General features: G+C 50.6%; 16 protein-coding genes. 9 read left to right on the forward strand and 7 right to left on the reverse strand.

The window, feature by feature from the left end:
- The first annotated feature begins 5 nt into the window (after window positions 1–5).
- The 9 genes from Q4526_RS03465 to Q4526_RS03505 all read left to right on the forward strand — a co-directional run bounded on the left by Q4526_RS03465 (window position 6) and on the right by Q4526_RS03505 (window position 10621).
- Window positions 6–656, forward strand: a complete 651-nt coding sequence (locus tag Q4526_RS03465) for an SPOR domain-containing protein (protein ID WP_215975501.1) — start codon at window positions 6–8, stop codon at window positions 654–656.
- A gap of 81 nt (window positions 657–737) precedes the next feature.
- A complete protein-coding gene (locus tag Q4526_RS03470) occupies window positions 738–1247 on the forward strand; it encodes a CvpA family protein (RefSeq protein ID WP_215975502.1) in 510 nt (169 codons plus the stop codon).
- Window positions 1248–1291: 44 nt separating this feature from the next.
- Window positions 1292–2836, forward strand: coding sequence for an amidophosphoribosyltransferase (gene purF / locus Q4526_RS03475; protein WP_215975503.1), 1545 nt, complete (start codon window positions 1292–1294; stop codon window positions 2834–2836).
- A gap of 12 nt (window positions 2837–2848) precedes the next feature.
- Entirely contained in the window at window positions 2849–4051 is a 1203-nt protein-coding gene (locus Q4526_RS03480) for an O-succinylhomoserine sulfhydrylase (RefSeq protein ID WP_215975504.1), read from the forward strand.
- Window positions 4052–4064: 13 nt separating this feature from the next.
- Window positions 4065–4973, forward strand: a complete 909-nt coding sequence (locus tag Q4526_RS03485) for a MoxR family ATPase (protein ID WP_215975505.1) — start codon at window positions 4065–4067, stop codon at window positions 4971–4973.
- 156 nt (window positions 4974–5129) lie between these two features.
- On the forward strand, window positions 5130–6005 hold the full coding sequence (locus Q4526_RS03490; protein WP_215975506.1) for a hypothetical protein: 876 nt from the start codon (window positions 5130–5132) through the stop codon (window positions 6003–6005).
- 36 nt (window positions 6006–6041) lie between these two features.
- Entirely contained in the window at window positions 6042–7004 is a 963-nt protein-coding gene (locus Q4526_RS03495) for a DUF58 domain-containing protein (RefSeq protein ID WP_215975507.1), read from the forward strand.
- Window positions 7001–8992 (forward strand): DUF3488 and transglutaminase-like domain-containing protein, encoded by a 1992-nt coding sequence (locus Q4526_RS03500; protein ID WP_215975508.1) that lies wholly within the window; start codon window positions 7001–7003, stop codon window positions 8990–8992. Before Q4526_RS03495 ends, Q4526_RS03500 begins: the two co-directional genes overlap by 4 nt.
- Before the next feature lie 360 nt (window positions 8993–9352).
- Window positions 9353–10621 carry an ammonium transporter gene (locus Q4526_RS03505; RefSeq protein WP_215975576.1) on the forward strand — a complete coding sequence of 423 codons (1269 nt, stop codon included), beginning with the start codon at window positions 9353–9355 and terminating at the stop codon, window positions 10619–10621.
- Between the two features lie 80 nt (window positions 10622–10701).
- Here the strand turns inward: Q4526_RS03505 and Q4526_RS03510 are convergent, their stop codons facing one another.
- The 7 genes from Q4526_RS03510 to Q4526_RS03540 all read right to left on the reverse strand — a co-directional run bounded on the left by Q4526_RS03510 (window position 10702) and on the right by Q4526_RS03540 (window position 15348).
- Entirely contained in the window at window positions 10702–11478 is a 777-nt protein-coding gene (locus Q4526_RS03510; RefSeq protein ID WP_215975509.1) for an RNA methyltransferase, read from the reverse strand.
- 36 nt (window positions 11479–11514) lie between these two features.
- A complete protein-coding gene (locus Q4526_RS03515) occupies window positions 11515–11931 on the reverse strand; it encodes a CBS domain-containing protein (RefSeq protein WP_215975510.1) in 417 nt (138 codons plus the stop codon).
- A 123-nt stretch (window positions 11932–12054) separates the two neighbouring features.
- A complete protein-coding gene (locus Q4526_RS03520; RefSeq protein ID WP_215975511.1) occupies window positions 12055–12807 on the reverse strand; it encodes a pyridoxine 5'-phosphate synthase in 753 nt (250 codons plus the stop codon).
- On the reverse strand, window positions 12804–13415 hold the full coding sequence (locus Q4526_RS03525) for a peptidylprolyl isomerase (protein ID WP_303604279.1): 612 nt from the start codon (window positions 13413–13415) through the stop codon (window positions 12804–12806). The genes Q4526_RS03520 and Q4526_RS03525 overlap by 4 nt, the downstream gene beginning before the upstream one ends.
- A gap of 54 nt (window positions 13416–13469) precedes the next feature.
- On the reverse strand, window positions 13470–14168 hold the full coding sequence (locus tag Q4526_RS03530) for a TIGR04211 family SH3 domain-containing protein (RefSeq protein WP_215975513.1): 699 nt from the start codon (window positions 14166–14168) through the stop codon (window positions 13470–13472).
- Between the two features lie 98 nt (window positions 14169–14266).
- Window positions 14267–14566 (reverse strand): YciI family protein, encoded by a 300-nt coding sequence (locus Q4526_RS03535; protein ID WP_215975514.1) that lies wholly within the window; start codon window positions 14564–14566, stop codon window positions 14267–14269.
- A gap of 14 nt (window positions 14567–14580) precedes the next feature.
- Complete coding sequence (locus Q4526_RS03540) at window positions 14581–15348, reverse strand: VC0807 family protein (RefSeq protein ID WP_303604254.1); 768 nt, start codon at window positions 15346–15348, stop codon at window positions 14581–14583.
- Window positions 15349–15381 lie beyond the last annotated feature (33 nt).

Raw genomic sequence — 15381 nt, forward strand, 5'->3', positions numbered from 1 at the left:
CTAGGGTGAACGACGGACTTAAACAAAGACTGATAGGTGCGCTGGTGTTGGTCGGTATCGCTGTCATTTTTCTGCCCGGCTTTTTTAAAGAGCAGCAATTGCACCAAGTCGATACCAGAACGCAAATACCCGCCAGGCCCGATACGGTGGAGGTGGTCATTGAGGCGCCCAAGCCCATTCTCGACGAGTCACTGCCAGACCCAGACCGGCTTTATCTGCCTAGGTCTAACCAGCCTGTAGCTGAGCAATGGATTGATCCTGAGTCAGAGGGCAAAGCAAGCGCGAGCTCGTTAGGTATAGCCAGCGCTGCCTCGTCAAGTGTTCAAGCGTCGACCCCACAGGTGGCATCAACCTCACAACCCCAGAGAGATCGGCCGCCAAAACGCAAAGATCAATCCGCCTCAAGTACCCCAAAGCTCGATGCCTGGGTGGTGCAGGTTGCCAGTTTGCGATCCTCAGAATCGGCGCAAGCACTGCGAAAACGCCTGCAAGAGAAAGGTTATAAAGCTTATGTACGCTTGGCGCAGACGGGGCAGGGTGAGGTTAGCCGAGTGTTTATTGGTCCCAAGCTGGACCGGGCCTTAGCGGAGGCGGTAAAACAAGAGGTTGACCCGGTATTTAAGGTCAATTCTATGGTGTTACGCTTTAAGCCATAAAAGCGATTGGATTATGGGTATGATGCGGCCCCTCGCTCTGTTAAAATTTGCGCCTTTCTTGATTTCGGAGACACCGCCTGCATGAATTGGGCAGACTGGACAATCATTGGCATATTGTCTGTATCTTGTTTGATTAGCCTCAAGCGCGGTTTTGTCAAAGAAGCCTTATCTCTTGCTGTGTGGGTCGCGGCCTTTATCATTGCTATGCTCTTTAGCGACCGCTTGGCAGCACTGATGACAAATTTAATCGAAACCCCTTCACTGCGGGCAATAGCGGCTTTTGCGGCTCTTTTTGCAGCGACCTTGGTGGTCGGCGCCATGGTGAATTACCTGATTGGTGAGCTGGTTCGATTGACCGGCCTATCAGGCACCGACCGCTTGTTCGGAATGGTTTTTGGTTTGGTTCGCGGCGCTGTAGTGGTGATGGCAGCGGTGATTTTGCTGCCCGCGATGGTGCCCGTCAATGAAGATGCCTGGTGGCAACAGTCGGTTCTGATTCCCCATTTCTTGGTATTTGAAGATTGGGCTCGTGACACCACGCAATTAGTAAAAGACTGGGTCATGGCTCTGTTCGATGACGAAGCTCTTTAATCTTTTAGCTCCATACATTTGCTTTATACAAAGGTAAGACAACTATGTGCGGTATTGTTGGCATTGTCGGAAAACGCGACGTCAATACTCAGCTCTATGATGCGCTGACTATTCTTCAACATCGCGGTCAGGATGCCGCAGGTATTGTTACCTGTCAGGAGAACGGGAAAGTAGCTCAGCAAAAAGCTAATGGCTTGGTGCGCGACGTGTTTCGCACCCGCCATATGCAGAGGTTGGTGGGCAATATTGGTATTGGCCACGTGCGCTACCCCACCGCGGGCAGCTCTGGGCCCGCTTTGGCGCAGCCGTTTTACGTCAACTCGCCCTACGGTATTGCTCTGGCTCACAATGGCAATTTAGTCAATGCCGATAAGCTCAGCGAAGAGTTATTTAAAACCGACTTGCGCCATGTCAATACTGACTCTGACTCCGAGGTGTTGCTCAACGTGTTTGCACATGAGCTACAGCAGCAGGGTAAGCTGGTGCCAGCCGAGGCCGATATTTTTGCCGCAGTTGAAGGCGTACATAAGCGCGTCAGCGGTGGTTATGCGGTGGTCGCACTGATTGCCCGCTACGGTGTTGTTGCCTTTCGCGACCCTAACGGTATTCGCCCGCTGGTTTACGGCAAACGCATGACTGATAAGGGCGAGGAGTATATGGTTGCCTCAGAAAGTGTGGCGCTGGACGTGCTGGGCTTTGAATTGATAGGCGATGTGGCTCCGGGTGAGGCGGTTTACATCACCTTTGATGGTCAGCTACACCGCAAACAATGCGCCGCAAAAACCGCACTGACTCCCTGTATTTTCGAGCATGTGTATTTTGCTCGTCCAGATTCTATTATGGATGGCGTCTCGGTGTATAAAGCGCGCTTGCGCCAGGGTGAGAAGCTGGCCGAACAGATTTTGGCCGAGCGCCCTGAACACGATATTGATGTGGTGGTTCCAATACCGGACAGCTCGCGAGTGGCCGGTCAGGCGCTGGCCTACAAGCTGGGGGTCAAGTTTCGCGAAGGTCTGATTAAAAATCGCTACATTGGCCGTACCTTTATTATGCCCGGCCAGCAATTGCGTAAAAAGTCGGTCAGGCAAAAACTCAATCCTATTGAGCTGGAATTCCGCGGTAAAAATGTTCTGCTGGTAGACGACTCCATTGTGCGCGGAACAACGTGCCAACAAATCATCCAAATGGCTCGCGAAGCGGGCGCGGCGAAGGTGTATTTTGCCTCGGCAGCACCGGCGGTGATTTACCCCAATGTCTACGGTATTGATATGCCCACGACAAAAGAGCTGATCGCTCACGGGCGCAGTCAAGATGAAGTGTGTGAAGACATTGGTGCCGATTGGCTGGTCTATCAAAAACTCGACGACCTCAAAGCGGCTTCGGCTGATGGTGGCAGTGGTGTCACCGAATTTGACTGCGCCGTGTTTGATGGCCAGTACTTAACCGGTGATGTCGATCAAGCTTACCTGGATGCACTTGAGGCCAGCCGCATGGAAGGTAAGGCGAAAAAGAAGAAAGAGTTACGTGCAAAAGAAGAGGAAAGCCCCATCGGTTTGCACAACGACGGCGAAGATTTGCACATCCATTGATGGACCATAACTATGAGTGACGCAAGTGATTTAAACGAGGCGCTGCAAGGGGCGGGTATTGATACACTCGCTGTCCGGGCCGGCCAAGTGCGCAGTGACGAAGGCGAGCACAGTGAAGCGCTGTACCTCACCTCAAGCTATGTGTTTGCCGATGCGCAAGAGGCTGCCGACCGCTTTTCGGGTGATCAACCCGGCAATGTTTATTCGCGCTACACCAATCCGACTGTACGCACCTTAGAGGCGCGTATTGCGGCCCTGGAGGGCGCCGAGAGTGCCGTGGCAACGGCATCGGGTATGGCGGCTATTCTGGCCACTTGCATGGCTTTTTTACAGGCCGGTGATCAAGTGGTGTGTTCTCGCAGTGTGTTTGGCACGACCACGGTATTGTTTACCAAATATATGTCGCGCTTTGGGGTTGAGACGGTCTTTGTTGACCCGACCGATTTTGACCAATGGCAAGCGGGGATAAGTACGAATACCAAACTGGTCTTTGTCGAAACGCCCTCTAATCCTCTGTGCGATATTGTCGATATTGCCCGGCTGGCGGATGTGAGCCATCAAGCCGGTGCACTGCTTGTGGTTGACAATTGTTTTTGTACCCCAGCTCTGCAAAAGCCCTTAGAGTTTGGGGCGGATATCGTCGTGCATTCAGCCACTAAGTATATCGATGGCCAAGGCCGCTGCCTGGGCGGCCTCGTGGTGGGCGCTCAAGTTCATATTGAAGAGGTGCTTGGCTTTATTCGCAGTGCCGGTCCGACCATGAGCCCCTTTAATGCGTGGGTATTTTTAAAAGGTTTAGAGACTCTGCGCTTGCGTATGGATGCACACAGCGCCAATGCCATGGCATTAGCTCGGTGGCTGGAAGCACAGCCCGCGGTGGAAAAAGTATTCTATGCCGGTTTAGCGCATCACCCAGGACACGCGCTTGCAGCTAAACAGCAGCGTGGTTTCGGGGGTGTTTTATCTTTCCGGGTTAAAGGTGGGCGAGAGCAGGCGTGGCAAGTCATCGATGCCACGAAAATACTGTCACTTACAGCGAACTTAGGTGATGCTAAAACAACCATCGTGCATCCGGCGACTACCACTCACGGCCGGCTGAGCGATGCGCAAAGAGCTGAAACCGGTATCACGGAAAACCTGATACGTATTGCGGTAGGCTTAGAAGACGTGCAGGATATACAAGCAGACCTAGAGCGCGGTCTAACATTGATTTAAAACGAGGTAAGTCGTGCGAGACAATGTATCGCAAGTAGTGGCTGAGGTTGGTAAAGTTCTGTTGGGCAAAGAGCGGGAGGTTCAACTGGCATTGACTTGCTTACTTGCCAACGGGCATTTGTTAATAGAAGATTTGCCCGGCATGGGGAAAACCACCTTGGCACACGCTTTGGCCAAAGTGGTTGGACTGAATTACCAGCGAGTGCAGTTCACCAGTGATATGTTGCCAGCCGATATTCTCGGTGTTTCTATCTTTGATCAAGCTGCCAGCGAGTTCTCTTTTCACCCCGGACCTATTTTTAGCCAGCTATTATTGGCCGATGAAATCAACCGCACTACACCGAAAACCCAAAGCGCTTTGCTCGAAGCAATGGAGGAGCGGCAAGTTACGATAGATGGCGATACCCGCCCATTGCCGCAACCCTTTTTTGTGATTGCCACGCAAAACCCCCAGTCACAAATGGGCACCTTTCCTCTGCCCGAATCGCAGCTCGATCGCTTTTTGATGTGCATTAGCTTGGGCTACCCAGACCCTGAGGCCGAGATGGCGTTGTTCAAAGGCGGAGACTCGCGCCGACTGATCGATCAGCTGCCCACCTTAATGACCCCGGCCACACTGTTATCGATTCGCCAGGATATCGAGAAAATCAGCGCCTCAGACAGTGTGTTGTCTTATTTACAAAGATTGGTGCATCTAACTCGGCACGACTCGCAATACACCCACGGTCTCTCTCCGCGCGGTGCACTGGGTCTGCTGCATTGCGCTAAGGCATGGGCATATATGCAAAATCGCGATTACCTTATACCTGAGGATATTCAAGCGGTGGTGCCCTCTGTGGTGACTCACAGAGTTATGGCCGATAGCTTTAGTGAGCAGGCCCCCATGGAAAAATTACTGCAAAGCGTCGATATATTGCCTTAAGTTTCCCGCTTTACCGAGCGACATTCTGACTTTCACTGTGATTTGTCATTCGACAAACACGTTATTTCGAACTATAAATAATTAACTAGGCGCGTAAAGTTGCATTTGATGCGCCTTAGGTGAGTTTTTTCAGAGTGTCTAAAGCGGGGCCATACTATGGCAGCGACTTTTTTTGGCCAATACTTACAAATCAAAGGCATTATCAGTCAGTCGCAACTTTCCGATGCGCTGTCACTACAACATGCTAACAACAAGACCTTGGGGCAACTTGCCGCCGATATGGGGTATTTAAGCTCCGATCAGAGCTCGCAAATTCTTCTCCGGCAACGCCACAGCGATCACTTGTTTGGCGAACTCGCCCAATCCTTAGGTTGGTTGAATGATCAGCATATACAGCAGTTGCTCGCCCGCCAGCAGGCAGAACATCTCACACTAGGGGCAGCACTGATTGAGTTGCAGTGTCTCACCGAGTCCCAACTACAACACTTATTAGCCGACTATCACTATTGGAATTTACGCAACCAGCGTGAGTGTAATAAGCGAGTGGCGCAAAGCCATTTAGCCCCACAGGTGGAAGGGTTTTCCTTTTTATTGGAACGCCAGCTGCAACGCGAATTTGGTTTAATAGCGCAAACCAACTATGTTTTCCCCAAACACCCCAGCGCCTGGCCCGAGTGGAGTTGGGTAATGAAGGGGGGCGTGGCCGACTCTTTGGTGGGAATTGCCCCTGCGCCTGCTTTTGTGCAAACACTGCAAGAGCGCCGACTGTCTTGGCAGGGCTCAAGACTTGCGTCCATAGATAATACAAACAGGCTTCAATCGAACGAGAGTACATCCAGTATTGTGGGTGCTGCAGTCGCCGCTGAAGATTTCTTTGATCGTTTACTGCAGCAGTTAACGGAGGATATCGAACAATCGTCACTGGAAGTGCTCAACGCTCATAAAGACACACCGCCCGCCAGTGTCGACAGCTTGTGCGTAGGCTACTCGGTTGAGGGGAAACCATTGCAAGTTTATTTTAGTGCTGCGTAATATGGTAGGCTGAACGTATTTAAGGCAGCTTTACTTGTGCAGACGAGTCACCGATTAGAAACCCTCTTTTGGCGCTGGACCGAACGGCGCTCACCTCGCGCTCGTCAGGTAACCCTGAGGCACCGCTCGATTTATGTTGTGCCCAGCCTCTCATCGCTCGGATTTTTGTTGGCGACTGTTTTACTGTGGTTGCTGGGCACCAATTATCAAAATAATTTAATTTTGGCCACAAGCTTCTTTTTGATCGCTCTTTTTTTTATTACGATTTTGCACGCGTTTCAAAATCTATCCGGTATTAAGCTATCAGGGCTCAATACCCAACCGGGGTTTTGTGGCGAGATTTTTCATATTGCCATTGAGGTGGCAGCTTCGGCTCAGGGTAGAGATCATTATTTAACCTTAACTGAATCTGCGCAATCGGAGGTTTCAGTGGTTGTGCCCGCCAGGGGGGTGGTCAAGGTCAATTTACCGGTTCAAACGCAAACTCGCGGTTGGCTTTCATTGGGTCGGTTAATGGTTAAAAGCCATTACCCGCTGGGGCTAACCCGGGTGTGGTCGTGGGTGTATTTGGATGCACAGGCATTGGTTTACCCCCAGCCCAAGCCTGCTCAATTAGCTCAGCATTTTGGCGCCGATGGTGACAGTGAAGACGGCGCGCGGCTGTTGGCTGACGATGATTTTATCGGCTTTGCCGATTACCAACCCGGCGCTCCTCTCACGCATGTGGCCTGGAAACAGTATGCCCGAGGCGGAGAGCTGCAATTGAAGCAATATGGTGGTGCCGAGCAAGATAGCTTGTGGTTGGATTATCAACGCTTAATGGGTGATGTAGAGACTCGCCTGTCGGGGCTATGTTATTTGGCGTTGCAGTGGCAAAAGTCAGGTCGTGATTACGGTTTATTATTGCCGGGGCTGCGCATTGAGCCTGCCTGCGGGGAGTCGCACTTACACAAAGTATTAAAAGCCTTGGCGCTGTTTGATCTGAGGGACGTTTCGTGAGTGCTCGCCACCTTTCCTTACCTGTACCGACACTCGGTTGGCTGTTGATCACGCAGGCGCTTATTCTGCTACCGCTCACGGTTCAGTTACCCATTTGGCTAACAGGGTTAGCGTTGGTGGTGATGGTCTGGCGCTTGCAATCGAGTCGTGGTCGTTGGCCGCATTTTGGGCGCTGGTATAAAGTACTGGTCGCCCTTGCGGTGATGGCGGGGTTGGCCGCAACCTTTCGCAACCTGGCCATGAATGCCATGGTGTCACTGTTGGTGGCAGGCTTTGTTTTAAAACTATTAGAGCTACACAAGCCTGGCGATGTGCGCGCGCTCAGTTATTTAGGCTATTTCGTTATCGGCACCCAGCTTTTGTATACCTCAGGGTTTGTCGGTTCTGTTTACGCTTTATTGTGCGTGTTAGTCATGACCGTTACGCTGATGGTTAATCATGTTGGAGCTGTACCCGCCGGGCAGTTCAAGCCGATCCGAAAGGTCTTTATGATGTCGGCGCAGGCCCTGCCGATTATGTTGGCTTTGTTTTTTTTAGTGCCGCGCATCGGTTCGCTCTGGACGGTACCGCTTAATAGCGCTACGGGTACAACCGGGGTGAGCAGCAGTATGTCACCGGGAGATATTGCCTCGTTAATGCAATCGGATGAAGTCGCTCTGCGGGCCACCTTTGAGGGAGATATACCCGAGTCTCGCCAGTTGTACTGGCGCGCTTTAGTGCTCGATCATTTCGATGGGCGCACCTGGAGCCAAAGCTCTATTCAAGATGTAAAAGCACGTAGCTATACTCGCTGGCGTGAGAGCGATCGAGAGCTACAAGTCAGCGGAAAGCGATATGATTACGAGGTGATGCTTGAGCCAACTGATGAAAATTGGCTGTACACCCTAGCGGCTCCGGCCAGTTACTCCGAGGGTATTTGGCTCAGTCGGGGTATGACGCTCTATCAGCGTGATGCCGTGTCTCAACGCCAGCAATACTCGGTGACCACTCACGTTAATTACACCAACCAGGCCGAGGGGCTGAGTGAGTTATTGCGGCGAGTATCGTTGCGGATTCCCCGTGACAGCAACCCCGCAACGCGAACTCTTGCTGAGCAATGGCGACGACAAGCACCGAATGATCAAGTATTAATTCAGCGCTTTTTGGACCATATTCAAGCGGACTTTTCTTATACTTTACAGCCACCCACTCTGGGAGAGCACAGTGTAGATGAGTTTTTGACTCAAACTAAAGCGGGGTTTTGCGAACACTTTTCCAGTAGTTTTGTGTTTTTTATGCGCGCCGCAGGTATCCCGGCCCGTGTGGTTGTGGGTTATCAGGGGGGTAGAATAAACCCAGTGGAAGGCTACTTAACCGTACGCCAGCTCGACGCCCACGCTTGGGCGGAAGTTTGGCTGGAGGGGCAAGGCTGGGTTAGGGTGGACCCGACCTCTGCAGTGTCGCCCGAGCGAATCGATCGCGGCGTGCAATACTCTTTAGATTCGGCAGATTCTGAACTCTTAGGCGATGCTTGGAGCCGACGCTTTTTTATGCTGAGCAACCTGCAATTGCGACTGGATGCTTTTAATTATCGCTGGCATCGCTGGGTTATGAATTACGATAAAGCCAAACAAAAAGCGTTTATGCAAAAATTGTTTGGCAGCAGTGCCCCTTGGTTGATGGTGCTTTATGTAATGGCGGCAGCAGGCATTATGGTTGTGCTGATTTTATTGCCAAATTTTGTGGGTAAGAGGGCACAAAGACGGCCATTTGTTGAGCGGTGGTACGAAAAATTGTGTCGGCAGCTGGCCGTTCAGGGGTACCCGCGCAGATCAGGCGAGGGGGCGCGTGATTATGCGCAAAGAGTTGGTCAAGAAGCCCCGGAACTGGCTCAACTTTTGGCGGAATCGACCGCGCTGTTTGAGCAGGCGGTCTATCAAAATGAGCAGGTATCTCACTCTCGTTTACGTCTTCTATTGCATCTCATTAAGTCTAAAAAATACCGCTAACTCAATGCGCTGTCTTGTGGTGCGCGATTTACGCAGTTCGCACCATTATATTGCCTCTGCTAATGCCTGGGCACTATTGTAGTGCCTTAAATTGGTTCCAGCAATTAAAAATACTCTCTAACTTATTGAATTTATTGCTTAAATTCAATGGGCATATATTGTGCATATATTGGTCCGCGCTCATTAAGGGTGCGCCCTAGGATCGGGGTAAGCCATGCCCTAACTTTTATGGTTTAACGCTGGTGCACATCACGTGGCTTTGTAACCGAAAGTTGATGGTTTAACCAATAATAAAATCGAATTAAGACGACGAAAGAGTATTTGATCTTTATGAATATTAAGCATCTTTGTAATCTTCTAATGGTTGGCCTATTGGCGCTGGCCCTTCCCGCTTCTGCAGACACTCTAAACGGTGCTAACACTGCCTGGATTTTAACGGCAACGGCTTTGGTGTTGTTTATGACCTTGCCAGGTCTGTCGCTGTTTTACGGTGGTTTGGTTCGGGCTAAAAATATCCTGTCTGTGCTTATGCAATGCTTTGCCATTGCTTGTATAGCTTCTTTATTATGGTTAATTGTGGGCTACACCCTAAGCTTTGGTGAGGGCAACGCCTTTATCGGTGACTTTAGTCATGTGTTGTTTGCGGGCCTGGGTAAAGAGAGCTTGTCGGGAGATATTCCCGAGCCATTATTTGGCTTGTTTCAGATGACCTTCGCGGTGATTACCCCCGCGCTCATTGTCGGCGCATTTGCCGAGCGCATGAAGTTCTCATCGATGCTGATCTTCTCATCCTTTTGGTTGCTAGCGGTGTATGTACCGGTATGCCACTGGGTGTGGGGTGGCGGTTTCCTTAGCCAGTGGGGACTGCTGGATTTTGCCGGTGGTACCGTGGTGCACATTACCGCTGGGGTTGCGGCCTTGGTGGCCGCCTTGGTGATCGGCCGGCGCGACGGCTTTGCTACCACCGCGATGCCACCGCACAATATGACCATGACCGTAACCGGGGCGGGTATGCTCTGGGTGGGTTGGTTTGGTTTTAATGGTGGCAGTGCTCTGGCTGCCAATGGCGACGCCGCCATGGCCATGTTAGTGACACATATTTCTGCCGCCGCTGGCTCTTTGGCCTGGATGACCGTCGAGTGGATTAAGTTTCGCAAACCCAGCGTATTGGGCATTGTGACCGGCATGGTGGCAGGCCTTGGTACGATTACCCCAGCCAGTGGGTATGTGGGGCCGGGTGGAGCTCTGGTTATCGGTTTGTTGGCCGGTGTTATCTGCTTCTTTATGACACAAACCGTTAAACGAGTGTGGAAAATTGATGATTCGCTCGATGTGTTTCCGGTGCACGGTGTTGGCGGTATTCTAGGCACTCTATTGGCCGGCGTATTTGCCTCACCGCATTTGGGTGTATTTAGTGGCTACGGTTTTTCCGACGCTGTGGATGGCATGAGCGGTCAGGTTTGGGTGCAATTTTTAGGGGTGATTATCACCTTTGTCTATACCGCTATTGTCACCTGGGTATTATTGAAAATAACCGGGGTAATGACCTCAGGCTTGCGTGTAACCCGTGAAGAAGAGCTTATAGGCCTGGATATAACCATGCACGAAGAAGAGGGCTACAAACTGTAATTTTAGTATCTCTCTTAGCGTAAAAAGCCCGCTTCAAAGCGGGCTTTTTTGTTTAAGCTGTTAAGATTAAATATGTGAAATTACTGAAAGGCTATCAGAGCGGCGGTGACGGCAACGTTTAAAGATTCGACCCCATTGTTCATTGGGATTTTAACCCAGTGCGAACATAGCGCTTGAGTGGCTTGACTCACTCCGTGGGTTTCATTGCCTAAAATATAGACATTGTGACCGATTGGGCTCTGCGCCAAGGTATTGGATGCGTGGGATGAAAGTCCGATCAGGTTACACTCTCCTGTGCTAAGGGTTTTGAGGGCCTCGGCTAAGGTGCCTTGTATTTGCACAATTGGTGCGCGAAATACCGTGCCGACACTGGCCTTAATCACCAGTGGGTCAATTTGAGCGCAGCCTTTGCTAGGCAATAAAATAGCATCAATGTTGCCCGCACAAGCAGAGCGAATAATCATTCCCAGGTTCTGCGGGTTGGTAATGCCATCGAGCGCGAGCACGCGCATGGTTCTGGTGGCGGGCGCTTTAAGCTTTTCAGACAGCTGTTCTAGGGTTTGAAATCCGGGGCAGAGTAAGTCGGCGGCCACGCCCTGATCTTGCTTGGCATTTTTTGATATGCGCGATAGCGCTGATTTATCGTGGTAGAGCACCTCGGCGCCTTTGCTGCTGGCCAGCTCGATAATTTGCCGCACCATATCGCCCGGCTTGTTGCTGCTGGCTAAATGTAAGCGATGCACTTGAATGGCATTGTTTTGCAGCGCTTCTAAAACCGGTTTGCGGCCGTAAATGGTGAGCATTCGGTTATAAAAGCGCTTTTTGGCGAGGTAGTGATCGGTATCACTTTGGCTCATAGGTAGTACCCCAGATTGTCTCAGGGGCGAGCATACTTATTTAGCGCGCAGATAACAATCTTCATCGTTATCGAGCAGAGCCGAGAGTACATCGCGACGACTCATAACGCCGATTAATTTGTCTTCGCTGATCACCGGATAAATTTTGGGTTTTTGTTTGATAATGAATTCGGCCACCTCGACAATCGATTGGTCTGGCTTAACGCTCAGTACCTCGGTTGACATAACGCTTGCCACACTGGGTGGATCCTCGCAATAAAAAGCACCCTGTAATATTTCCTTAATGCAGTCTTGCTCTGAGACAAAACCAACTACTTTACGCTGCTCATCGACAACCGGCGCGCCGGTTGCTTTGGCAGCCAGTAGTTTGTGAACGGCTTGCAGTAAATTGGTATTGCGGTCAAAAACTAAAGGGTCCGTTTGCATGTAATCTCTGACGAGAATTGAATGCATAGTGCCTCCTACTTTTGGGTTGCTTATGCACGAGGGGCAATGCCTCGTGTTGCGGTGGGCATTGCGTCTTGTGACAAGCTTAAAACAACACCTTCCTATACACAGTGTAGCTTAGAGAGTGCTTTACTGCTCGCAGATAGCCCGGTAGGCCTCGACCGCTGACGCCATTCCCATACGCAGGGCATCGACGGTTAACGCGTGTCCGATTGATACCTCAGCAATATTGCCAATGCGCAAAAAATCGGGCAGGTTGTCTAGGTTAAGGTCGTGTCCGGCGTTAACTTGTAAGCCAAGCTTTACCGCATGTTCCGTGGCCAGGCGGTAATGTTGCAGCATTTTATCTCCGGCGGGAGTGCCGTAATGCTCAGCATAGGGGCCGGTGTAAAGTTCAATACGCTCGACGCCGTATTTGTGTGCCAGCACAATTTGTTCGGGATCTGGGTCCATAAATAAACTGACCCGTACCCCTTGCGCATGCAGTTGTTGAATGATGGGCTTGAGCGTTTCACCGCTTTTGTATAAATCAAAGCCGTGATCGGAGGTGAGCTGGTCATTGCTGTCCGGCACCAACGTGCACTGATCGGGATTGGTTTCTGCCACCAGTGCTAATAATCCCGGGTAATTGCCACTAGCCGCGGCAAAGGGGTTGCCTTCAATATTAAACTCTACCTGGGTCGAGGCGTGACATAGCGCGGCCAGTTCGCGAACATCACTGGGCCTTATGTGTCGCTGGTCTGGGCGAGGGTGGACGGTCAGACCAGCAGCGCCAGAATCTAAGCAGATGCGCCCAAACTCTGTGACATCGGGGAAGTTACCGGTGCGTGAATTGCGAATCAATGCGACTTTATTTAAATTGACACTTAGCGCGGTAGTCACTGGGCAATCATGTCCTTAAGCTTGGAGGTGGGCTGCATTTGCTCAAAATGGTCGCCGCGACGGGTTTCTAAAATGCGTACCGCTGCATTGGGTGCATCGGGGAATGCCCGAAAAATACCGCGCGGCTCATCGACTATTTTTTGCACAACCGCTTCACCTTTGATCACTTTAGCAAAAACCGCGTAACCGGCTTTTCTTTCCGTGGCATCTAAGTTTTCGTTATGTTTTAAGTTGATAAAGAACTGACTGGTAGCACTGTCGACCCGTCGGGTGCGCGCCATGGATAGGGTTAAATAGGAATTCTTTAATCCGTTGTCGGACTCGTTCTTAATTGGCTCTAGGGTATCTTTGAGTTTAAAGTCAAAGGTGAAGCCCCCGCCTTGCACTACGAATCCTGGTAACACGCGATGAAAAATAGTGCCTTCGTAAAAGCCACTGTCAACATAGGCCAGAAAGTTGGCGACACTAAGGGGGGCTTTTTCAGGGTAGAGCTCAATCAGCATCGTCCCTAAGTCTGTTTTCATGGTGACATAATGCTCTGTTGGCGCGGGTGTATCGGAGCGGTCAGTTTGCTCAGCGCTGGTCGGTACCGCCAAGCACACAAACATAATCAAAGCAGAAATACATTTAACAATCGATGGCATCAGGGTGATTCCTTAGTGTTAGCCCCATTCAGAACGACGCTTGCGCCGGCCTAAAGCTTGTAAAAGAAGTGACACGATAATTCCGGCAATTAAAATGCCGGCACCAAAAATCCACTGTTGATAAGTGTGGCTGCTCATCAATCGCTCGTTTTCGGTTTTTAAAACTTCGTTATCCGTTTGCAGTAGTTGGTGACTTTCGCTTAATTTTTTGTTTTGTTCGTTGAGAGCAACCGCACTGGAGGACAGTTTTTCTAATTGAGCAAATTCACTTTGCACGTTTTGGTGTTGCTCAGACAGTTGCGCCAGTTGAGTTTTAAGCGTTTGATTCTCTTGTTCCAGCGCCTCGTTGTTGTCCAAAAGCTGGGTTTGGTCACCGTCAAGTTGGGCCATTTTAGCCTCGAGTCGAGCAAGCTTGATGGCGGCGGTGGGTTCGTCGAGCAGATACTGAGAACGAATCCAGCCCTCGAGCCCGTTTGGGGTTCGCACCATTGACCACTCGTTTTCACTGTCGTCCGTGTCTGATTTAATCAATTCAAGTTGAGTGCCACTGACCAGCCCACGATGCACAATTCGGTACTGATTACCCATACCGCTGCGCAGTGGAACCCGCAGTTCATCCCCGACAAAACGCGTAGCCGCATAGACGCTTGGTGTCAGTGTAAGTAGCACCATACATAAGGTGGCGGTAATAATGGCGGAAAATTTGGCCTTGATCACTGGAATACCCTTAAATGTGGCTGTGTTTGGCGAATGCATTGTAACTTATCGTGACGTGAAGTCTTGTCAACCCTATCACGCCCAGCGCGTTGTCTGGGTTAAGGTGAAGCCTTTTTATAAGGCTTCACACTGATCTTTTGATAAACCCCAGATGTATAAAAAGGATCACTGTCAGCCCAGTCTTGCGCTTCACTCAGAGAGTCGAATTCGGCGACAATAAGAGACCCGGTGACACCGGCCGCTCCGGGTTCATTGGCATCGACGGCGGGAAAAGCACCGGCCAAGATGAGCCGACCCAAATCTCGCAGCTCATGCAATCTAGCCATGTGGGCAGCGCGAGATTTGGCACGCAGTGGTTTACTGTCTTTAACATCTTCGCAAATGATGGCGTAAAGCATGGCAACCTCTCTATTTAATGGGCGTTGATAACGTCTTCGAATTCGAGCTCGGTCAATTGGCGAATACGACGGAATAAATAGAGCAGAGCAATCATCATAATGACGGTGGCTGGTAGGGCAATCACAGGAAAACTCATGGCGGTCATTTTGCCCAACTCAGCGTTAAACTCGGCTGTGCCTGGTGGGCTTTGCAGCAGCCATTTCGCCAGCACATAGTTGAGAAAAGACGATAGAAAGAAGGAGCCCGCCACCAGATAGGTTGCATTGCTAAGCGCTCGATCAAATTGGGCGTGTTTATCGTGTTGAGTTAATCGCTCGCTGATCAGATCGGTTTTTAAGACTTTGTCGTTGTACAAAAAGGTCCGCACCAGAGGAAATCGCGTTTTCATTGAGATAAGTGTGGCCAAACCAATCAGGCCGGGAATGGCTGCCTCTTTGATGGCGATGTATTTGGGGTCTAACTCCATTAAGCTAATGCCGCCGGTTAGGAGTATGCTGATGGTGCCCAGAATTGAAAAGGCGTTGTATTGGCGCCGTACAACAAAATCTTTGATGCCATAAAACAGAGGAAACGCTAGGGCGACCACTAGAGCATTGCGTGTTCCCAAGTATTCATCACCACTTAATTTGGTGAGAATCAGCGTGGGAATGACAATATTCAGTAGAATGTTGAAAAATAAGCTCTCTTTTTTGGGGTTTTCTTTGGCGGTGTTGGAAGTTTGCGCGTCTGCGGAAGTCGAAGGCGCTTCTTTTACAGCTTTATCAGTGGCAGAATCGGTCATGTTATTTCACTTTACCCGGGTGAGCGTAAACGC

The sequence above is a fragment of the Gilvimarinus sp. 2_MG-2023 genome (assembly GCF_030547685.1).
Taxonomy (GTDB): Bacteria; Pseudomonadota; Gammaproteobacteria; order Pseudomonadales; family Cellvibrionaceae; genus Gilvimarinus.